Genomic DNA, 19,485 nt, shown 5'->3' with positions numbered 1-19,485 from the left:
CCACCTTCGGGTGGGCTGGCCCCGGGCCCTGCCTAAAGCTCGGGGAGCTCGCGGGTCTGCTCGTACCGGGTCACCATGTCGATCCGCCGCTGGTGGCGGGGCTCGCCGGTGAAGTCCGTGGAGAGGAAGACGCGCACCATCTCGGTGGCCACCTCGACCGGCTGCATGCGCCCGCCGATGCTGATGACCTGGGCGTCGTTGTGCTCGCGGGCCAGGCGCGCGAGCTCGACGTCGTAGCACAGCGCCGCACGGATGCCGGCCACCTTGTTGGCCGCCATCTGCTCGCCGTTGCCGGACCCCCCGAGGACCACGCCCCGGCTGCCCGGGTCCGCCGCGACCGCCTCGGCGGCGCGCAGCACGAAGACCGGGTAGTCGTCGACGGCGTCGTAGTCGAAGGGGCCGTGGTTGACGACCTCGTGGCCCTCGGACTGGAGGTGGGCGATGAGCTCCTGCTGGAGCTCGTAGGCGGCGTGGTCTCCGCCGATGTGCACGCGCATGGGGTGGTGATACCTCTCGGGTGGGTGCTGCTGGGTGGTGAGGTCCGGAGCGGACCGGGTCAGACGTCGAAGATCGGGTCGCGGGTGCGCGAGCGCTTGAGCTCGAAGAAGCCGTCCGTGCCCGCGACGGCGACGCAGCCGTCCCACAGCCGGCCGGCGGCCTCCCCCTTCGGGGCGGGGCTGACGACCGGGCCGAAGAAGCTCGATCCGGCCACGGTGATCGTCGGGGTGCCGACGTCGTCGCCGACGAGCTCGCTCACGGCCTGCTTCTTGGCACGCAGGACGTCGTCGAGGGACTCGTCCTGGGTTGCCTCGAGCAGCGAGGCCGGAAGGCCGACCTGCTCGAGCGCCTCGGCGGTGATCGCGTCGAAGTCGCTGCGGCCCTGGTGGTGGATCCGCTCGCCGAGGGCGTCGTAGAGGGGCTTGGCGACCTCGTCGCCGTGCGCGTCGAGCGCCTTGGCCAGGACGCGCGACATGCCGTGGATGCGCTCCTGGAACTCGCGGTACCCCTCGGGGATGTCGCGGCCCTCGTTGAGCGCCCACAGGCTCATCTGCCGCCAGTGGACGTCGACGTCGCGGACCTGCTCCACCTCCATCATCCAGCGGGAGGCCATCCATGCCCACGGGCACGCGGGGTCGAAGTAGAAGTCAACGCTCTCGGTCGCCATGGCGGCATCCTGGCAGAAGCCCGGGCCGGTGCGCCCCGCAGGCCCTGTGTCAGCATGAGGAGGATCACCCGACGGCGCCGTGACCCGGCCGCCGTCCTCAGGACGACACCGATGGAGGCCCCGTGCCCGGCACGAACCTGACCCGCGAGGAGGCCGCGACCCGCGCCGGCCTCGTCCGGGTCGAGAGCTATGACGTCACCCTCGACCTCACCGTGTCCGAGGAGACCTTCGCGACGACGTCGACGATCACCTTCTCGGCGACGACCCCGGGCGCCGAGACCTTCGTCGACTTCATCGGCGAGTCGGTCGACTCGGTGACCCTCAACGGCACGACCCTCTCCCCCGGCGAGCTGTACGCCGACTCCCGCCTGCGGGTGCCCGGCCTGGCCGAGCACAACGTCCTGACGATCGAGGCGACCGGGCGCTACATGCACACCGGCGAGGGGCTGCACCGCTTCGTCGACCCCGTCGACGGCGAGGTCTACCTCTACACGCAGTTCGAGGTGCCGGACAGCCGGCGCATGTACCCCGTCTTCGAGCAGCCCGACCTCAAGGCCTCCTTCACCTTCGACGTCACCGCGCCCGCGCACTGGGTGCTCATCTCGAACTCCGCGACGCCGGAGCCGTCGCCCGTGCGCGAAGGGGTCGCCCGCTGGGCCTTCCCCGCGACCGAGCGGATGAGCAGCTACATCACCGCCCTCGTCGCCGGCCCGTACGACGTCGTGCGCGACAGCGTGACCACCCTCGCCGGCGAGGTGCCGCTCGGCATCTTCTGCCGCCGCTCGCTGAGCGCGCACCTCGACGCCGACCACCTCTTCGACCTCACGAAGGCCGGCTTCGCCTTCTTCGAGGAGGAGTTCGACCAGGCCTACCCCTTCCACAAGTACGACCAGGTCTTCACCCCCGAGTACAACGCCGGGGCGATGGAGAACGCCGGGTGCGTGACGCTGCACGAGATGTACGTCTTCCGCTCGAAGGTCCCCGACAGCCTCGTCGAGCGCCGCGCGCTCACCGTGCTCCACGAGCTCGCCCACATGTGGTTCGGCGACCTCGTGACGATGAAGTGGTGGAACGACCTCTGGCTCAACGAGAGCTTCGCCGAGTGGGCGAGCACGACGTGCCAGGCCGAGGCCACCCAGTGGGCCTCGGCGTGGACGACCTTCTCGACGCACGAGAAGTCGTGGGCCTACCGCCAGGACCAGCTGAGCACCACCCACCCGATCGTCGCCCCGATCCGCGACCTCGCCGACGTCGAGGTCAACTTCGACGGCATCACCTACGCCAAGGGCGCCTCGGTGCTCAAGCAGCTCGTCGCCTACGTCGGCCGCGAGGCCTTCCGCGACGGGCTGCGCGCGTACTTCGCCACGCACGCGTGGGGCAACACGACCCTCGGCGACCTCCTCGACGAGCTCGAGGCGACCTCGGGCCGCGACCTGCGCTCCTGGTCGGCGCTGTGGCTCGAGACCGCCGGCGTGGCGACCCTGCGCCCCGTCGTCGAGGTCGACGACCGCGGCGCGATCACCGCGGCGCGCGTCGAGCAGAGCGCGACGGACGAGCACCCGACGCTGCGCCCGCACCGGCTCGCGATCGGCTGCTACGACCTCGTCGACGGCGTCCTCACCCGCACGGATCGCATCGAGCTCGACGTCGACGGGGCGGTGACCGAGGTGCCCGCGCTCGTCGGCCGTCGGCAGCCCGACCTGCTCCTCGTCAACGACGACGACCTCGCCTACGCGAAGATCCGGCTCGACGCCCGCTCGCTGGCGACCTTCCGCAGCAACCCCCGCGCCTTCGCCGACTCGCTGCCCGAGTCGCTGTGCCTCGCGAGCGCGTGGGACATGACCCGCGACGCCGAGCTGCCCGCGCGCGAGTACGTGACGATCGCCCTGGCGGCCCTCGAGGGCCAGGACGACTCCACCCTGCTCAAGACGCTCCTGCAGCAGCTGCGCACGGCGGTCCTGTCCTACTCCGACCCGGCCGTGCGGGCCGGGCTGCGCACCCAGGTGCGCGACCGGCTCGAGGAGCTGGCCCGGACCGCCGAGCCCGGCAGCGACGCCCAGCTCCAGCTCGTCACCGCGGTCGCCGACCTCACCGCTCCCGGTGACGACACGACCTTCGTCGCCGGTCTGCTCGACGGCTCGCAGGACGCGCGCGGCCTGGCCGTCGACACCGACATGCGCTGGACCCTGCTCACCGCCCTCGTCGCCGCCGGCGAGCGCACCGCGCAGGACGTCGACGCCGAGGCCGGTCAGGACAACACCGCGACCGGTCGCGAGCGCGCCGCCCGGGCCCGGGGCGCGGCCCCGACGCCGGAGGCGAAGGAGGCCGCCTGGCACGCCGGTGTCGAGGACGCGACGACGTCGAACTCCGTCGTCGACGCCCACGCCCTCGGCTTCGGCCGGGTCGGCGACCCGGCGCTGCTCTCCCCCTTCGTCGCCCGCTACCACGACGCGCTGACGCGCGTGTGGTCCGAGCGCACGCACGCGGTCGCCGAGAGCATCGTCGTGCTCTTCTACCCGATGGCCCTCGCCGGCCCCGAGCTGCTCGCCGCCTCCGACGCGTGGCTGGCCGAGCACCCGGACGCCCCGGCCGGGCTGCGCCGCACCCTCACCGAGCAGCGCGACGCCGTCGCGCGCGCGGTGGCGGCCCAGCAGCGCGACGCGCAGAGCACGGGGGCCTGATCTGGTGCGGACGAGCTCGACCCTGTCCCCCGTCAGCGAGGGCGCGAGCAGCATGGCGGCGGTGACCGCCCAGGACGCCTGGGGCTGGTTCTCCGGCGTGCCGCTGCAGATCCTCGTCACCGTCGTCGCTGCGGTGGTCGCCCGGGCCGTGCTGCACCGGGCGATCCGCGGCTTCGTCGACACGACCGTCTCGCGTCGCGAGGGCCGCATCGTCGACCGCGGGCGCTCCGCCGTCGGCATGGTGGCGACGAAGGCCGGCATCAACACCGAGCGGCACCGTCAGCGCACGCTGACGCTCGGCTCGTTGCTGCGCTCGGTCGTCACCTTCGTCATCTCGCTCATCACCCTGCTCACGGTGATGGCGCTCCTCGGCATCCCGCTCGCGCCGCTCCTTGCGTCCGCGGGCGTCGGCGGTGTCGCGCTCGGCTTCGGCGCGCAGAGCCTCGTCAAGGACTTCCTCTCCGGGGTCTTCATGATCCTCGAGGACCAGTACGGCGTCGGCGACCTCGTCGACACCGGCGAGGCCATCGGCACCGTCGAGGAGGTCACCCTGCGGATCACCCGGCTGCGCGACGCGCAGGGGGTCGTCTGGTACGTCCGCAACGGCGAGATCATCCGCATCGCGAACCGCTCGCAGGGGTGGTCGACGGCGACGGTGGACCTGCCCTTCTCCTACCGCGAGGACGTCGACCGGGTGGGTCGGATCATCCGCGAGGCGATCTCCGGTCTCGAGGACGAGCCGGAGTGGTCCGGCGCGGTGCTCGACCCGCCGCAGCTGCTCGGCGTCGAGTCGATCACCGGCGGCACGGTGACGATGCGCGTCCTCGCGCGCTGCGCGCCCGACGAGCACTGGGGCGTCCAGCGCGAGATCAGGCGCCGGGTCAAGGACGCCTTCGACCGCGAAGGGGTCAAGGGCCCGCCCTTCCCCCCGGTCGCCACGGTCTGAGCGCGGCGCACCTCGGGCACGGCGCGGGGGCGGGCTCGGCCCGCCCGCGCGCCGCCTGAGAGACTGGACGCATGTTCGTCCAGCCCGGCGAGACCTTCTACTCCCAGGTCGGCGGTCACGAGACCTTCGTCGCCCTCGTCCACGCCTTCTACGAGGGGGTCCGAGAGGACCCCGAGCTGCGCGCCCTCTACCCCGAGGAGGACCTCGGCCCGGCCGAGGTGCGCCTGCGCATGTTCCTCGAGCAGTACTTCGGCGGGCCGTCGACGTACAACGAGCTGCGCGGGCACCCGCGCCTGCGGATGCGGCACGTCGGCTTCGCCGTGACGCTCGACATGCGCGACCGCTGGCTGCGCCACATGTACGCGGCGATGGACCAGGTCGACCTGCCCGAGGCGCACGCAGAGCAGATGCGCGACTACTTCTTCCGGGCCGCGCACATGCTCGTCAACTCCGACGACGAGGGCAACCGGCTCTGAGCACGGCGCCGCCCTGAGCACGACGAAGGGGGACCCCCGACCACGTGGTCGGGGGTCCCCCTTCGTGCGTCGTCGGTCAGGCGACGGCGGGGTCGCTCACCGAGAGGACGATCTTGCCCGCGGCCGATCCGTCCCGGCTGGCGGCGAAGGCGTCGGCGGTCTGCTCGAGCGGGACCACCCGGTCGACCTCGACGTGCAGGCGCCCGGCGGCGACCTCGTCGAGCAGACGGGCCAGCCGGGGGCCGTCGGGGCGCACCCAGACCCAGCGGCCGCCGTGCTCCTCGACCGAGGCGTCCGCGATCGAGGCCAGCCGCCCGCTGTCGCGACGCAGCGCGAGGCTGTCGTCGAGGACCCCGCCGACGAGGTCGGCCACCGCGTCGACGCCCTCGGGCGCGAGCTCGCGGACGCGCTCGACCAGGCCGTCGCCGTACTCGACCGGCTCGACGCCCAGGGCGCGCAGCCGCTCGTGGTTGCGGGCCGAGGCGGTGCCGATGACCCGGGCACCGGCCGCGACGGCGAGCTGCGAGAGCAGGTGACCGACACCGCCGGACGCCGCGTGGACGAGGACGACGTCGCCCGATCCGATCTCGAGGGTCTCGAGGACGCGCTGGGCGGTCAGCCCCGCGAGCGGCAGCGCCGCGGCGTCGTCGTCGCTGACGCCGTCGGGGACGACGGCCACGTCGTCGACGGCGACGGTGACGTACTCGGCGTAGGTGCCGCCGGAGACGACCTGCTTGCGCGCGTACGCGGCGACCCGGTCGCCGACGGCGTGCTCGGGGGTGTCGGGGCCGACGGCGTCGACGACGCCCGCGACGTCCCAGCCGGGCACGACGGGGAAGTGCGCGTCGAGGAGGGGGTCGAGCCCGCCCGACATGACCTTCCAGTCCACGGGGTTGACGCTCGCCCGGGTGACACGGATGCGGACCTCGCTCGGTCCCACCTTCGGCACCGGTCGCTCGGTGAGCTGCAGGACGCTGTCGTCGCCGTACTGGTCATAGGTGATCGCTCGCATGCTCATGCCAACCCGGCGGGAGGCCGAGCCATTCCGCCGGGTCGACGGCCCGAGCGCCCGGGGCGGCTCTGCCGTGGGAGGAGGGTCAGACGCCCTTTTGCACCGACGGGTCCCGCGCTGCGACGATCTGCGCATGACTGCGTCCCCGACGACGACCCTGCAGACCACCCCCCTGCACGCCGGTGCCCCGGCCGACGCCGCGTGGTGGCGCGACGCCGTGATCTACCAGGTCTACCCCCGCAGCTGGGCCGACGGCGACGGCGACGGCGTCGGCGACCTCGCGGGCATCACGGCCCGACTGCCGCACCTGCGCGCCCTCGGGGTCGACGCGGTCTGGTTCTCCCCCTTCTACGTCTCGCCGCAGCGTGACGCCGGGTACGACGTCGCCGACTACCGCGACATCGACCCGCTCTTCGGCGACCTCGACGACGTCGACGCGATGATGGCCCGCGCCGCCGAGCTCGACCTCAAGGTCGTCGTCGACCTCGTGCCCAACCACACGTCGGTCGACCACGCGTGGTTCCAGGCCGCCCTGGCCGCCGCGCCCGGATCCCCCGAGCGGGCCCGCTACATCTTCCGCGAGGGGCGCGGCGACGGCAGCGAGGCGCCGAACGACTGGACCTCCGTCTTCGGCGGGCCGGCGTGGACGCGCGTCACCGAGGCCGACGGCGAGCCCGGCCAGTGGTACCTCCACCTCTTCGACACCGGTCAGCCCGACCTCGACTGGACCAACCCGCAGGTTCGCGCGGAGTTCGAGTCCGTGCTGCGCTTCTGGCTCGACCGGGGCGTCGCGGGCTTCCGCGTCGACGTCGCCCACGGCCTCGTCAAGGCCGAGGGGCTGCCGAACTACGCCCCGCGCGAGCACATGCTCCAGCAGAACAACACCGCCGACAGCCCGTACTGGGACCAGGACGGCGTGCACGAGATCTACCGCGACTGGCGCCGGGTGCTCGACTCCTACACCGAGGGGCCCGAGCGCATCCTGTGCGCCGAGGCGTGGGTGCGTCCGCCGGAGCGTCTCGCCCGGTACGTGCGTCCCGACGAGATGCACCAGGCCTTCAACTTCGACTTCCTCGACACCCGGTGGGACGCCGGCGCGCTGCGCGAGGTCGTCGAGACCTCGCTGCGGGTCTACGACGAGATCGGCGCGCCCTCGACGTGGGTGCTGAGCAACCATGACGTCGTGCGTCACGCGAGCCGCTTCGGGCTGCCGCAGGACGGCCCGCGGCCCAACGGCATCGGCGCCGAGGACCCCCAGCCCGACGCCGAGCTCGGTCTGCGCCGGGCCCGCGCCGCGACGACGCTCATGCTCGCGCTGCCCGGTGGGGCGTACGTCTACCAGGGCGAGGAGCTCGGGCTGCCCGAGCACACGAGCCTGCCCGACGAGTACCGCCAGGACCCGACCTTCCGCCGCACCGGCGGCGAGGAGCTCGGTCGTGACGGCTGCCGTGTGCCGATGCCGTGGGAGGGCGACGCCCCCGGGTACGGCTTCGGCCCGAGCGGGCGCACGTGGCTGCCGCAGCCGCCGTCCTACGGCGAGCTCGCCGTCGACCGCCAGACCGGCGTCGAGGGCTCGACCCTCGAGCTCTACCGCCGGCTGCTGTCGGTGCGCCGCGAGCGCGCCCTCGGCCGCGGCTCGCTGGCCCACGTCGACGGGCTCGGCGAGGACGTCGTCGCCTTCGTCGTCGGCGAGAGCACGCTCGTCCTGGCCAACCTCGGTGACGCGACCGTCGCGCTGCCGGCCGGCGCCGAGGTGCTCGTCGCCTCCGGGCCGCTCGCCGACGGCCAGGTCCCGAGCGACACGGCCGTGTGGGCCGCCCTGGCGAGCGAGGGCTGATGCTCTCGGCCCGGGTGGCCCGACCGGCGTCGGACTACCCGTACTTCCAGGCGCGGACCCCCGTCGGGCTCGCGCACCGAGGTGGGGCCGGCTACGAGCCGAACGTCGGGCGCGAGAACACGGCGGCAGCCTTCGAGGAGGCGGTGGCCATGGGCTACCGCTACCTCGAGACCGACGTGCACGCGACGTCCGACGGGCGGCTCGTCGCCTTCCACGACGCGGTGCTCGACCGGGTGACCGACGGGGTCGGCTCGCTCGCCGAGCTGACGTGGTCGCAGGTGAGCCGGGCGCGCACCCCGGCCGGTGACGCGGTGCCGCTCATGGACGAGCTCCTCGAGCGCTTCCCGACGACCCGCTTCAACATCGACGTCAAGGCGCCGGGAGCGGTCGAGCCGCTCGCCGAGGTCGTGCGCCGCCACGGGGCGATCGACCGGGTGTGCGTCGGGTCCTTCTCCGACGAGCGGCTGCGCGCCGCGCGGCGCCTGCTCGGCCCGCGCCTGGCGACGTCGGCCGGCCCGGCGGGGGTCGCCGGCATGCGGCTGCTGCCCGGGGTGCTCTCGCGCCTGCTCCACTCCCCTGCGCAGGCGCTGCAGATCCCCGTCCAGCACCTCCTCGGGCGCCGCCCGATCACCCTCGTCACCCCGGCGCTGCTGCGCGCGGCCCATGCGACCGGCAAGCACGTCCACGTGTGGACGATCGACGACGCCGACGAGATGCACCGCCTGCTCGACCTCGGCGTCGACGGCATCGTCAGCGACCGGATCGAGGTCCTGCGCGACGTCCTCGCCGAGCGCGGCACCCCCCTCACCGACGACTGACGGACGGGCTCGCCCCCCCCCTTCGCACTTTCCCGCCCAGGGCGGGAAAGCTCGACCTCGGGAAAGAAGTGTTCTTGCCCGAGGTCGAATGTTCCCGCCCTGGGCGGGAAAGCTGTGGCGGCCGGTCAGCGGGTGAGGGCGGAGAGGACCTGCTCCACGGCGGTGGGGCGGCCGGCGACGCTCCACGTCGTGCCGCGGACGTCGACCTGGGCCGTGCGCCCGCCCGCGCCGAGGACGAGGGCCTCACCGGGCAGCCAGTCCCACGCGGGCACGAGGGGCTGCGCCCACACGCCGACGCGGCCCGCGGCGACCGCGGCGAGGTCGCACGAGCCCGACCCGAGCATGCGCACCGTCGCCGCCCCCTCGCACGCGGCGAGCCACGGCTCGCGCAGGGCGGGGTCGGCCAGACGCGTCGGGTGGAGGTAGGTCGCGAGGCAGACCTGATCGAGCGGCAGGTCGGCGAGGGGCTCCAGCGGTGCGCCGTCGAGGCTCGTCGGCAGGTCACGGCCACCGAGCCATCGCTCCCCCGTCACCGGCTGGTGCACCGCGCCGAGCACGACGCCCGTGTCGTCGCGCAGCGCGAGCGCGCTGCACCAGTAGGCCATCCCGGCCAAGAAGTTGTACGTCCCGTCGACGGGGTCGATGACCCAGGTCCGCCCGCTGCGCGAGGGCGCCTCCGCGCCCTCCTCGCCGACGACGCCGTCCTCGGGGCGCAGCCGGGCCAGGACCGAGACGACGAGCTCCTCGGCGGCGTGGTCGGCGGCCGTGACGACGTCGGAGACCGACGTCTTGCGGGCCCCGGTGAGGCCCTCGGCGCGCATCTCCGCGGCGAGCGCGCCGGCGCGGTGGACGAGCTCGGAGGCCAGGGCCGCGTCGTCGAGGTCGGCGGGGACGGTCATGGGGTCGGTGCTCACGGCACCAGCCTACGAAGGGGGGTCAGCGCGCGAGGACGTAGCCGGCCCGGGAGGTGAGCCGCACCCACGGGCCCTGCGCGTGGACCGTCACCGGGTCCTCGCCGAGGAAGCCCAGGACGTGCATCCCGAAGGCTGCGCCCGCCGGGACCGACGCGCCGTCAGACCCGCCGGGGACCTCGACGCGACGACCCCAGACGCGTGAGCGCAGGTCGGCGACGGCGCTCGAGCCCGCGCCCTGCGGGGTGCCCGTCGCGACCTCGACGATGCCGGCGGTGGCGGTGTCGTACAGCCGCGAGGCGGGGAGCGACCCGACCGGCTCCCAGCCCCCGCGGGGCGGGCTCACGGCCGCCCACGAGGCGGCGACGGTCGTCGGCGGCACGGGGAGCTCGGCGGACGCCGTGCCGGTGCGGGCCAGCCGGTCGGTGAGGGCGGCGAGCGCGACGACGGTGTCGAGGGGCTCGGGAGGGGCCCCGAGGGGCAGGGTGCGCAGGCCGAGCACGAGGCCCGCACGGGTCAGACCGGCCCCGGGCAGCACGCACGTCCACACGGCGAGGACGCCGACGTCGCCCGCGGGCAGGGCCTGCAACCGGGCGGCGCCGTCCTCGTCATGACGCTTCGCGCGGCCGACGTAGGTGGCGAGGTCGGCGCCGACCTGCTCGTCGGCGAGCACGAGGGCGCTCATCGCCGGCCCCGCAGCGCGACGGGGGCCTCGAGCTGCGCGCGCAGGGCGTCGCGCTCGGTCTGCGGCAGCCGCCGGGGCCGCTCGGTGGCGAGGTCGAAGGCCGCGAGCGTCGTCTCGGCCCGGGCGTACACCGCGTCGCCGACGTCCTGGGGGTCGCGCACCTCGTAGCCGACCTCGAAGCTCGCGCCCCCGATCTGGCTCACCCGCAGGTCGATGCGCACGGGGGCGAGACGGTAGACGAGCGGGCGCAGGTACTCGATCTCCTGGCGCGCGACGATGACGCCGCCTTGGAGCATCTCCTCCGACCCCGACCCGAACCACTGCGCGAAGGCGGTGATCCGCGCCTCCTCGAGCAGGCGCAGGTACTGGACGTTGTTCACGTGCCCGTACGCGTCCATGTCGCTCCAGCGAAGGGGGACGAGGGTCGTGGTGATCGGCATGGCGCCATCCTCCCAGCCCGGCAGGGAGCCCGGCGGCGCTGCCCAGCGGGCGCCGGGCAGCGGTGCCCGGCGGGCGTCCGGGCGGCGCCGTCGCACCCCTCGCCTACGGTGGAGGACATGAGCTCCTCCCCCGCTCCCACCGACCTCGCGAGCACCGACGGCACGCACGTCGACGTCGACCCCCAGGTCGCGCAGGCCGCCCGTGCCGCCCTGCGCCGTCTCGTCGGGCGCGAGGACGTCGACTTCCGCGACGGGCAGCTCGAGGCGATCGCCGCCCTCGTCCAGCACCGGCGCCGGGCGCTCGTCGTGCAGCGCACCGGGTGGGGCAAGTCGGCGGTCTACTTCGTCGCCGCCTCGCTCATGCGTGCCCGGGGCGCGGGCCCGGCGCTCATCGTCTCGCCCCTCATCGCGCTCATGCGCGACCAGGTGGCCGCCGCCCACCGCGCCGGGGTGCGCGCGGTGTCGATGAGCTCGGCCAACGCCCAGGAGTGGGACGACGTGCGCTCGACGCTGGCCGCCGACGAGGTCGACGTGCTCCTCGTCAGCCCCGAGCGGCTCAACAACCCCCGCTTCCGTGAGGAGCAGCTGCCCGACCTCGTGCGCCGCTGCGGCCTCGTCGTCGTCGACGAGGCGCACTGCATCTCCGACTGGGGCCACGACTTCCGACCGGACTACCGGCGCATCGCCGACCTGCTCGAGCGCCTGCCGCAGGACACCCCGGTGCTCGCGACGACCGCGACCGCCAACGCGCGGGTCGTCGCCGACGTCGCCGAGCAGCTCGGGGCCGGGGGCCACGACGTGACGACGGTGCGCGGGGCGCTGGCCCGCGACTCCCTGCGCCTCGGCGTGCTGCCGGTCGCCGGTCCCGACGAGCACCTCGCCTGGCTGACGACGCACCTGCACGACCTGCCCGGCAGCGGCATCATCTACACCCTCACGGTCTCGGCCGCCGAGGACGTCGCCCGGGCCCTCGGCGACGCCGGCCACACGGTCGCCGCCTACACCGGCCGCACCGACGCCGAGGACCGCGCCCGGCTCGAGGAGGCGCTGCGACGCGACGACGTCAAGGCCCTCGTCGCGACGAGCGCGCTCGGCATGGGCTTCGACAAGCCCGACCTCGGCTTCGTCGTGCACCTCGGAGCACCCTCGTCGCCGGTCGCCTACTACCAGCAGGTCGGTCGTGCCGGCCGCGCCACCGACCGCGCCGACGTCGTGCTCCTGCCCGGCCACGAGGACAGCTCGATCTGGAGCTACTTCGCCTCTGCGTCGATGCCGCGCGAGGACCAGGCCGAGGTCGTCCTGCGCACCCTCGCCGAGGCCGGCCGCCCCCTCTCGACCGCCGCCCTCGAGACCGCCGTCGACATCCGACGCACCCGTCTGGAGCTGCTGCTCAAGGTCCTCGACGTCGACGGTGCGGTGAGCCGCGTCCAGGGCGGGTGGATCAGCACCGGGCAGCCGTGGACCTACGACGGCGAGCGCTACGCCCGGGTCGACCAGGCCCGTCGCGACGAGCAGGACGCGATGCGGCGCTACCTCACCCTGACGACCTGCCGGATGGCCTACCTCCAGGCCTGCCTCGACGACCCGAGCGCGCAGCCGTGCGGGCGGTGCGACGTGTGCGACCCCGGCTGGGTGCCGCAGGGCGTCGCCGCCGATGCCCGCACGAGCGCGAGCCAGGCGCTGCAGCGTCCGGGTGTGCCGCTGGACCCGCGGGTCTCGTGGCCGACCGGGATGCCGCGGCTCGGCGTCGAGGTCAAGGGCCGGATCCCGGCCGAGGAGCAGGTCGAGGAGGGCCGGGCCCTCGCCCGCACGACCGACCTCGGGTGGGGACCCCGGGTGCGCGAGGTGCTCGCCGCGCCCGACGCGCCCGTGCCCGAGCCGATGACCCGCGCGCTCGTCCAGGTGCTCGCCGCGTGGCCGTGGGCGCAGCGCCCGGTCGGCGTCGTCGCGATGCCCTCGCGGCGACACCCCCTGCTCGTCGGGTCGGTGGCCGAGCACCTCGCGCAGGTCGGTCGGCTGACGATGCTCGGCACCCTCGACCTCGTCGAGGACGGACCGGTCGGCGAGCCGGGGGGCAACAGCGCCTTCCGGCTCGCCGGGGTGTGGGACCGCCTCTCGGTCGGGCCCGAGCTCGCCTCCGCCCTAGCGACGGCAGGCGGCCCCGTGCTCCTCGTCGACGACGTCGTCCACTCGCGCTGGAGCCTGACCGTCGCCGGCCGGCTGCTGCGCCGCGCGGGTGCCGAGGCCGTCCTGCCCCTCGCCCTCGGGCTCGAGGGCTGAGGCGACCGGCTCGAGCGGGGCGTCGGCCGGCTGCGCGCCCGCGTGCGCAGGACGGCGCCGTGACGCCGAGAGGTCGACGGTGACGAAGGGGAGGAAGAGCTGGATCGTCGGTCCGATGAGGACGGCGTAGAGGACGGTGCCCAGACCCACGACCCCGCCGAGCAGCCAGCCGAGCGCCAGCACGGTGAGCTCGAGCGAGGTGCGCACGAGGCGGATCGACCCGCCGGTGCGCCGGGCGATGCCGGTCATCAGCCCGTCGCGCGGCCCGGGGCCGTACTGGCTGCCGATGTACAGGGCCCCGGCGAAGCCGTTGACGAGGATGCCGCCGAGGAGCAGGACCCACCGCCACACGAGGCCGTCGGGGGTGTCGAGCAGCGACAGGGTCGCGTCGGTGGCCAGGCCGATGACGACGGCGTTGGCGACCGTGCCCAGCCCCGGCCACTGGCGAAGGGGGATCCACAGCACGAGCACGAGGACCCCGACGCCGATGACGATCGTGCCGAAGCTCAGACCCGTGAGACGGCGCACGCCGTCGTGAAAGACGTCCCAGGGGTCGAGGCCGAGCTCGCTGCGCACGAGCATGCCCATCGCGGCGCCGTAGAGGGCCAGACCGACGAAGAGCTGCGGCAGCCGCCGGGCGGTCTGCCCGGCACGGAGCTGCTCGAGAGGGGTCATCGCCTCGAGGGCGACACGGCGTGGTGCGTTCATGAGACCGATGGTGCCGTGCCGACCCCTGCCGCAGAAGAGCCAATCATGACAAAGTGGCTCGCATGACCCGCACGATCTCTCCCACCCGGCTGGCGACCCTGCTCGGCCGCGCACCGGAGCGGCACCCCGCCTACCGCTCCGTCGCCGAGGCCCTGCGCCTGCTCGTCGACGACGGCCGGGTCCCGGCCGGCACGCGGCTGCCCAGCGAGCGCGCACTCGCGGAGACCGTCGGGGTGAGCCGGGCGACGGTCACGCGGGCCTACGCCCTGCTCACCGAGCAGGGGTACGCGAGCTCCCGGCGCGGGTCCGGCACCGTCACCGACCTGCCCGACGCCGCGAGCCGCGACGGCCGTGGCGCCCTCATGCCGCGCATCGAGGGCGGCGACACCGGCGTCGTCGACCTCACCTGCGCCGTCATGCCGCCCCCGGTGCAGATGCACACGGCCTACGAGCAGGCCCTCACCCGCTGGCCGACCTATCTCCAGGGATCGGGCTACTACCCGCTCGGGGTGCCCGCCCTGCGCGAGGCCGTCGCCGCGCGGTACACCCAGCGCGGTCTGCCGACGAGCGCGGACGAGGTGATGATCACCAGCGGCGCGGTGGGTGCCCACGCCATCGCGTCGCGCGCCTTCCTCCGGCCCGGCGACCGGCTGCTCCTCGACAGCCCGACCTACCCCAACGGCATGGAGGCCCTGCGCGCCGACGGCGCCCGGCTCGTCGCCATGCCCGTCGACGAGACCGGCTGGGACCTCGACGCCTGGGAGGCCGCCCTGCCGCGCACCGGCGCCCGCGCCACCCTGCTCCTGCCCGACTACCAGAACCCCACCGGCCACCTCATGGGCGAGGGCGAGCGCGCACGGCTGGGTCGGGCGCTCACCCGCCACGACGTGCTCGCCGTCGTCGACGAGACCCTCGTCGAGACCCGGGTCGACGGGCCGGGGGTGCCCTCCCCCTTCGCCGCCCACCACCGCCGCACGATCACCCTCGGCGGCGCGAGCAAGAGCCACTGGTCCGGCCTGCGGGTGGGCTGGCTGCGGGCGCCCGCCCGTCTCATGGGGCCGCTCGCCGCGGCGCGCACGACACTCGACCTCGGCTCCCCCGTGCTCGAGCAGCTCGCCCTGCTCGAGCTCATGGCCCACGACGACGAGATCACCGCCTCGCGCGCCGAGGTCGCCCGCTCCCGGCGCGACACGCTCGTCGCCGCCCTGCACGAGCACCTGCCGCAGTGGCGCACCCGCGTCCCGCACGGCGGGCTGTGCCTGTGGGTGACCCTGCCCGAGCCGGTGTCGACTCCCTTCGTCGTCGCCGCCGAGCGGCACGGGGTGATCCTCGCCCCCGGGCCGCGCTTCGCCCCCGAGCCCGGTCTCGAGCGGCACCTGCGCATCCCCTTCACCCTGCCCGAGCCGACCCTGCGCGACGCCGTCCACCGGATGGCCCGCGCCTGGGCCGAGCTCGACCCGGGGGCGCACGCCCGCCACGACCTCGCCACCCCCCTCATCGCCTAGTCTTCGCCCAGCGCCCCCGACCCGAAGGACCCCCGTGACCGACCAGCGTCCCCTCGCCGATCGTCAGGCCGCCACCCTGCGCGAGCTGCTCGACGTGCTCACCCTGCGCCCCCTCGGCAGCGCCCGCATCGAGGTGACCGGCATCGACGGCGAGCGCTCGACGAGCCTGGGCACCGAGGGCGCCGACGTCTTCGAGGGCGCGAGCATCAAGCAGCCGCACAACCGGGTCTTCGGCGGCCAGGTGCTCGCCCAGGCCCTCGTCGCGTCGAGCCTCAGCCTGCGCGAGGAGCACCCGCAGCGCCTCCCCCACTCCCTGCACGCGTACTTCATGCGCGCGGGCGACGACACGATGCCCATCCGCTTCGTCGTCGAGCGGATGCGCGACGGCCGCTCCTTCTCCACCCGCCGCGTCCACGCGATCCAGCACGGCCGCCCCATCCTCTCGCTCACCGCGTCCTTCCAGGACCCGGCCGGCGGGCTGGACCACCAGGACCCGATGCCTCAGGTGCCCGGACCCGACAGCCTGCCGTCGATGAACGCCGTCTACGACCAGTACGACGTCCCGCAGGCCAAGCGCCTGGCCGAGCGCCCCTTCGACCACCGCTACCCCGCCGGCGACCTCGCCGGGCCTGCGCGCGAGCCGGGCGAGGCGGTCCAGCAGGTGTGGGTGCGGATGATCTCCGAGCCCGTCGAGGACCCCTACCTGCGCTCCGCGCTGCTCGCCTTCGTCTCCGACTTCAGCCTCCTCGAACCGGTGCTGCGCCGGCACGGCCTCGCGTGGGGCGACCGCCGGCTGCGCCCGGCGAGCCTCGACCACGCCATGTGGTTCCACCGCGACGTCGACCCGACGCAGTGGATGCTCTACGACCAGACCTCGCCGTCGGCGCAGGGCGGGCGCGGGCTCGGGACCGGCCGCTTCTTCACGCAGGACGGCCGGCTCGTCGCCTCCGTCGCGCAGGAGGGCATGATGCGGGTCAAGAGTGAGTGAGCCCGTCGGCCCGTCGCTGCCGGGCTGGACCCCACGCGAGCCGCTGCGTCCGCAGCACCTCGTCGGGCGCACCGTGACGCTGCGCCCGCTGCGCGTCGACGACGCCCCCTCGCTGTGGTCCGCCCTCGGCGGCCCGGCCGCACCCCCGAGTCTCTTCACCTACCTCAAGAACGACCCGCCCAGCGACGAGGACGAGCTGCGGGCCGTCCTGCAGGACGCGCTCCGTGCGCCCGCGTCCTGGGTCCTCGCGATCTGCCGCGACGACCTCGTCGTCGGCATGGCGAGCTATCTGCGCACCGACACCGCGGCGGGCAGCGTCGAGGTCGGCAACATCCTCTTCGCCCCGCCGCTGCAGCGCACGACCGCCGCGACCGAGGCGATGCACCTCATGGCCGAGCACGCCTTCGCCGCCGGCTACCGCCGCTACGAGTGGAAGTGCGACTCGCTCAACGCGCCCTCGCGCGCCGCCGCCGCCCGGCTCGGCTTCACCCTCGAGGGCACCTTCCGCAACGCGCTCGTCTACAAGGGGCGCAGCCGCGACACGACGTGGTTCTCCATCACCGACGACGAGTGGCCCGCCGTCCGCGACGCCCACCGCCGGTGGCTCGACGAGGCCGTCGCCGGCTCGCCCCGCACCTCGCTCGCCGAGCTCACCGCGGCGCTGCGCCGCTAGCGCTCGGCCTGCCCGGGGCGCACGGCATCGTGCGCCCGGACGACGAAGGGGGGTCCCGACCGGCTGGTCGGGACCCCCCTTCGTGCCCTCGGTCAGCCGAGCGGGTTGGCGCCCGTCGGGGTCACCCCGGCCTCGCGCCGGTTGCGCAGCACGACGACGCTGCGGCCGTCGACCTCGACCTGGGCGCCGGCGTCGTGCTCGCCGCCGTCGACGACGTCGGCCGCCGTGTCGATGACGCAGACCCAGCACTGGCCGTAGGCCTCGCCGGGCAGCGTGAAGGTCACCGGGTCGGGGCTGGAGTTGAAGAGCATGACGAAGTCGTCGTCGACGAGCGGGTTGCCCCGCTCGTCCGGCTCGGGGATCGCCTGGCCGTTGAGGAAGACCATGATCGCCCCGGAGGCCGAGTCGCCCCACTCCTCGTCACCCATGTGCTGGGCGTCAGGACGGAACCACTCGATGTCGCCGATCGCGGACTCGCCGCCGTGGTCGGCCCGGCCGGCGAAGAAGCGCCGGCGACGGAAGACGGGGTGCTCGCGGCGCAGCGAGACGACCGCGCGGGTGAACTCGAGCAGCTCCTGGTCGGGCAGCTCGAGCTCCCAGTCCATCCACGAGGTCTCGTTGTCCTGGCAGTAGACGTTGTTGTTGCCGTCCTGGGTGCGGCCGAGCTCGTCGCCGTGGGCGATCATCGGCACGCCCTGGCTGAGCAGCAGGGTCGTGAGGATGTTGCGCTGCTGGCGGGCGCGCAGCGCGAGCACCTCGGGGTCGTCGGTCGGCCCCTCGACGCCGCAGTTCCACGAGCGGTTGTGGCTCTCGCCGTCGCGCCCGTCCTCGCCGTTGGCGTCGTTGTGCTTGTCGTTGTACGACACGAGGTCGCGCAGGGTGAAGCCGTCGTGGGCGATGACGAAGTTGATCGACGCGAAGGGGCGACGGCCCGAGTGCTCGTAGAGGTCGGAGGACCCGGTCAGCCGCGAGGCGAACTCGCCGAGGGTCGCGCCCTCGCCGCGCCAGTAGTCGCGCACGGTGTCGCGGTACTTGCCGTTCCACTCCGTCCACAGGGGCGGGAAGTTGCCGACCTGGTAGCCGCCGTCACCGATGTCCCAGGGCTCGGCGATGAGCTTGACCTGGCTGATGATCGGGTCCTGCTGGATGAGGTCGAAGAAGGCCGAGAGCTTGTCGACCTCGTGGAACTGCCTGGCCAGCGTCGCCGCGAGGTCGAAGCGGAAGCCGTCGACGTGCATCTCGGTGACCCAGTAGCGCAGGCTGTCCATGATGAGCTGGAGCACGTGCGGGCTGCGCATGAGCAGGCTGTTGCCGGTGCCCGTCGTGTCGTAGTAGTGCTGGGGGGCGTCGTCGACGAGGCGGTAGTAGGACGCGTTGTCCAGACCGCGGAAGGCCAGGGTCGGCCCGAGGTGGTTGCCCTCAGCGGTGTGGTTGTAGACGACGTCGAGGATGACCTCGATGTCCGCCTCGTGCAGCGCCTTGACCATCGTCTTGAACTCGGTGACCTGCTGGCCGCGCCCGCTCGAGGCGTAGCCGTTGTGCGGGGCGAGGAAGCCGATGGTGTTGTAGCCCCAGTAGTTCGATAGGCCCTTGTCCTGCAGACCGGTGTCGTTGACGAACTGGTGCACCGGGAGCAGCTCGATCGCGGTCACCCCGAGGTCGGTGAGGTGGCCGATGATCGCCGGGTGGGCGATGGCCGAGTACGTGCCGCGGATCTCCTCCGGCACGTCGGGGTGGGTCATCGTCAGACCCTTGACGTGGGCCTCGTAGATGACCGACTCGTGGTACTCGTGGCGCGGCGGACGGTCGTGGCCCCAGTCGAAGAAGGGGTTGATGACGACGGAGAGCATCGTCTTGCCGGCGCTGTCCTCCTCGTTGCGCACCGAGGGGTCCTCGAAGTCGTAGGAGAAGAGCGCCGGGTCGGTGACGACCTGGCCCTCGATCGCCTTCGCGTACGGGTCGAGGAGCAGCTTGCTCGGGTCGCAGCGGTGGCCCTGCTCGGGCTCGTAGGGCCCGTGGACGCGGTAGCCGTAGCGCTGGCCGGGCTGCACCTGCGGCAGGTAGCAGTGCCAGACGAAGGCGTCGACCTCGGTGAGCTCGACGCAGGTCTGCTCGCCGTCGTCGTCGATGAGGCAGAGCTGGACGCGCTCGGCCACCTCGGAGAAGACGGCGAAGTTGACTCCTGACCCGTCGTACGTCGCTCCGAGGGGGTAGGGGGCGCCGGGCCAGATCTCCACGCGTGTCTTCTCCTGTGCTGTTGCGGTCGGGGTCGAGGACGCCCTGAGCCTACGGTGCGCAGGCCCCGATCCCGACGACAAGGGCCGCCCGTGCGCTCCCGCACGGACGGCCCCTGCCCCCTG

The 19,485-nt window shown here is 73.8% G+C and carries 16 protein-coding genes and 1 pseudogene; 9 read left to right on the top strand and 8 right to left on the bottom strand.

Going from position 1 to position 19,485, the window contains the following annotated elements:
* Positions 1-32: 32 nt before the first annotated feature.
* Positions 33-497, bottom strand: coding sequence for a ribose-5-phosphate isomerase (locus ABIB53_RS08235; RefSeq protein ID WP_123090955.1), 465 nt, complete (start codon positions 495-497; stop codon positions 33-35).
* A 59-nt stretch (positions 498-556) separates the two neighbouring features.
* Complete coding sequence (locus ABIB53_RS08230; RefSeq protein ID WP_354587817.1) at positions 557-1,165, bottom strand: mycothiol-dependent nitroreductase Rv2466c family protein; 609 nt, start codon at positions 1,163-1,165, stop codon at positions 557-559.
* A gap of 122 nt (positions 1,166-1,287) precedes the next feature.
* On the opposite strand from ABIB53_RS08230, the gene pepN reads away from it, so the two are divergent.
* From pepN to ABIB53_RS08215, 3 genes are all read left to right on the top strand, one after another.
* The gene (pepN, locus tag ABIB53_RS08225) at positions 1,288-3,846 is read left to right on the top strand and encodes an aminopeptidase N (RefSeq protein ID WP_354587815.1); all 2,559 of its coding nucleotides are present in this window, start codon (positions 1,288-1,290) and stop codon (positions 3,844-3,846) included.
* 52 nt (positions 3,847-3,898) lie between these two features.
* The gene (locus ABIB53_RS08220; protein WP_068274329.1) at positions 3,899-4,792 is read left to right on the top strand and encodes a mechanosensitive ion channel family protein; all 894 of its coding nucleotides are present in this window, start codon (positions 3,899-3,901) and stop codon (positions 4,790-4,792) included.
* Positions 4,793-4,863: 71 nt separating this feature from the next.
* On the top strand, positions 4,864-5,268 hold the full coding sequence (locus ABIB53_RS08215; RefSeq protein WP_068273781.1) for a globin: 405 nt from the start codon (positions 4,864-4,866) through the stop codon (positions 5,266-5,268).
* Positions 5,269-5,344: 76 nt separating this feature from the next.
* Here the strand turns inward: ABIB53_RS08215 and ABIB53_RS08210 are convergent, their stop codons facing one another.
* On the bottom strand, positions 5,345-6,280 hold the full coding sequence (locus tag ABIB53_RS08210; protein ID WP_354587939.1) for an NADP-dependent oxidoreductase: 936 nt from the start codon (positions 6,278-6,280) through the stop codon (positions 5,345-5,347).
* Positions 6,281-6,413: 133 nt separating this feature from the next.
* Between ABIB53_RS08210 and ABIB53_RS08205 the strand changes: the two genes are divergently transcribed.
* Both ABIB53_RS08205 and ABIB53_RS08200 read left to right on the top strand, forming a co-directional pair.
* A complete protein-coding gene (locus ABIB53_RS08205) occupies positions 6,414-8,117 on the top strand; it encodes a glycoside hydrolase family 13 protein (RefSeq protein WP_354587814.1) in 1,704 nt (567 codons plus the stop codon).
* Entirely contained in the window at positions 8,117-8,935 is an 819-nt protein-coding gene (locus ABIB53_RS08200; protein ID WP_354587813.1) for a glycerophosphodiester phosphodiesterase family protein, read from the top strand. The genes ABIB53_RS08205 and ABIB53_RS08200 overlap by 1 nt, the downstream gene beginning before the upstream one ends.
* 125 nt (positions 8,936-9,060) lie before the next feature.
* Here ABIB53_RS08200 and ABIB53_RS08195 read toward each other — a convergent pair whose 3' ends face one another.
* From ABIB53_RS08195 to ABIB53_RS08185, 3 genes are read right to left on the bottom strand one after another with little or no spacing between them, the layout of a single operon-like run.
* Positions 9,061-9,834 (bottom strand): inositol monophosphatase family protein, encoded by a 774-nt coding sequence (locus ABIB53_RS08195; protein WP_354587938.1) that lies wholly within the window; start codon positions 9,832-9,834, stop codon positions 9,061-9,063.
* 37 nt (positions 9,835-9,871) lie between these two features.
* Positions 9,872-10,531 (bottom strand): DUF8185 domain-containing protein, encoded by a 660-nt coding sequence (locus tag ABIB53_RS08190; protein ID WP_354587812.1) that lies wholly within the window; start codon positions 10,529-10,531, stop codon positions 9,872-9,874.
* On the bottom strand, positions 10,528-10,971 hold the full coding sequence (locus ABIB53_RS08185; RefSeq protein ID WP_191682242.1) for an acyl-CoA thioesterase: 444 nt from the start codon (positions 10,969-10,971) through the stop codon (positions 10,528-10,530). The genes ABIB53_RS08190 and ABIB53_RS08185 overlap by 4 nt, the downstream gene beginning before the upstream one ends.
* A 117-nt stretch (positions 10,972-11,088) precedes the next feature.
* Here ABIB53_RS08185 and ABIB53_RS08180 point away from each other — a divergent pair, with 117 nt between their 5' ends.
* Entirely contained in the window at positions 11,089-13,251 is a 2,163-nt protein-coding gene (locus ABIB53_RS08180; RefSeq protein ID WP_354587811.1) for a RecQ family ATP-dependent DNA helicase, read from the top strand.
* A gap of 99 nt (positions 13,252-13,350) precedes the next feature.
* On the opposite strand, the pseudogene yczE reads toward ABIB53_RS08180, so the two are convergent.
* Positions 13,351-13,926: pseudogene (gene yczE / locus ABIB53_RS16250) on the bottom strand (membrane protein YczE); the annotation flags it as partial.
* 95 nt (positions 13,927-14,021) lie between these two features.
* Between yczE and yczR the strand changes: the two are divergent.
* The 3 genes from yczR to ABIB53_RS08165 are packed head-to-tail and all read left to right on the top strand — an operon-like array spanning position 14,022 to position 17,125.
* On the top strand, positions 14,022-15,464 hold the full coding sequence (yczR, locus tag ABIB53_RS08175) for a MocR-like transcription factor YczR (protein WP_123090960.1): 1,443 nt from the start codon (positions 14,022-14,024) through the stop codon (positions 15,462-15,464).
* Between the two features lie 34 nt (positions 15,465-15,498).
* Complete coding sequence (locus ABIB53_RS08170) at positions 15,499-16,452, top strand: acyl-CoA thioesterase (protein ID WP_354587810.1); 954 nt, start codon at positions 15,499-15,501, stop codon at positions 16,450-16,452.
* Positions 16,445-17,125: a GNAT family N-acetyltransferase gene (locus ABIB53_RS08165; protein ID WP_354587809.1), complete on the top strand. Its 681-nt coding sequence runs from the start codon at positions 16,445-16,447 to the stop codon at positions 17,123-17,125. Before ABIB53_RS08170 ends, ABIB53_RS08165 begins: the two co-directional genes overlap by 8 nt.
* Before the next feature lie 92 nt (positions 17,126-17,217).
* Here the strand turns inward: ABIB53_RS08165 and glgX are convergent, their stop codons facing one another.
* Positions 17,218-19,362, bottom strand: coding sequence for a glycogen debranching protein GlgX (glgX, locus tag ABIB53_RS08160; protein ID WP_251718484.1), 2,145 nt, complete (start codon positions 19,360-19,362; stop codon positions 17,218-17,220).
* Positions 19,363-19,485: the final 123 nt, after the last annotated feature.

It is taken from the genome of Janibacter sp. UYMM211, from assembly GCF_040547045.1.
Taxonomy (GTDB): Bacteria; Actinomycetota; Actinomycetes; order Actinomycetales; family Dermatophilaceae; genus Marihabitans; species Marihabitans melonis.
Note: the sequence above shows the minus strand (reverse complement) of the source record. Positions and strands in the feature narration are given on the sequence as shown.

Excerpts from the sequence above, each read along its gene's own strand:
- ABIB53_RS08215 (WP_068273781.1), top strand. The coding sequence starts at position 4,864 with ATGTTCGTCCAGCCCGGCGAGACCTTCTACTCCCAGGTCGGCGGTCAC.
- ABIB53_RS08220 (WP_068274329.1), top strand. The coding sequence starts at position 3,899 with ATGGCGGCGGTGACCGCCCAGGACGCCTGGGGCTGGTTCTCCGGCGTG.
- ABIB53_RS08200 (WP_354587813.1), top strand. The coding sequence starts at position 8,117 with ATGCTCTCGGCCCGGGTGGCCCGACCGGCGTCGGACTACCCGTACTTC.
- ABIB53_RS08180 (WP_354587811.1), top strand. The coding sequence starts at position 11,089 with ATGAGCTCCTCCCCCGCTCCCACCGACCTCGCGAGCACCGACGGCACG.
- ABIB53_RS08230 (WP_354587817.1), bottom strand. The coding sequence starts at position 1,165 with ATGGCGACCGAGAGCGTTGACTTCTACTTCGACCCCGCGTGCCCGTGG.
- ABIB53_RS08210 (WP_354587939.1), bottom strand. The coding sequence starts at position 6,280 with ATGCGAGCGATCACCTATGACCAGTACGGCGACGACAGCGTCCTGCAG.
- ABIB53_RS08235 (WP_123090955.1), bottom strand. The coding sequence starts at position 497 with ATGCGCGTGCACATCGGCGGAGACCACGCCGCCTACGAGCTCCAGCAG.
- ABIB53_RS08190 (WP_354587812.1), bottom strand. The coding sequence starts at position 10,531 with ATGAGCGCCCTCGTGCTCGCCGACGAGCAGGTCGGCGCCGACCTCGCC.
- ABIB53_RS08195 (WP_354587938.1), bottom strand. The coding sequence starts at position 9,834 with ATGACCGTCCCCGCCGACCTCGACGACGCGGCCCTGGCCTCCGAGCTC.
- ABIB53_RS08205 (WP_354587814.1), top strand. The coding sequence starts at position 6,414 with ATGACTGCGTCCCCGACGACGACCCTGCAGACCACCCCCCTGCACGCC.
- yczR (WP_123090960.1), top strand. The coding sequence starts at position 14,022 with ATGACCCGCACGATCTCTCCCACCCGGCTGGCGACCCTGCTCGGCCGC.
- ABIB53_RS08185 (WP_191682242.1), bottom strand. The coding sequence starts at position 10,971 with ATGCCGATCACCACGACCCTCGTCCCCCTTCGCTGGAGCGACATGGAC.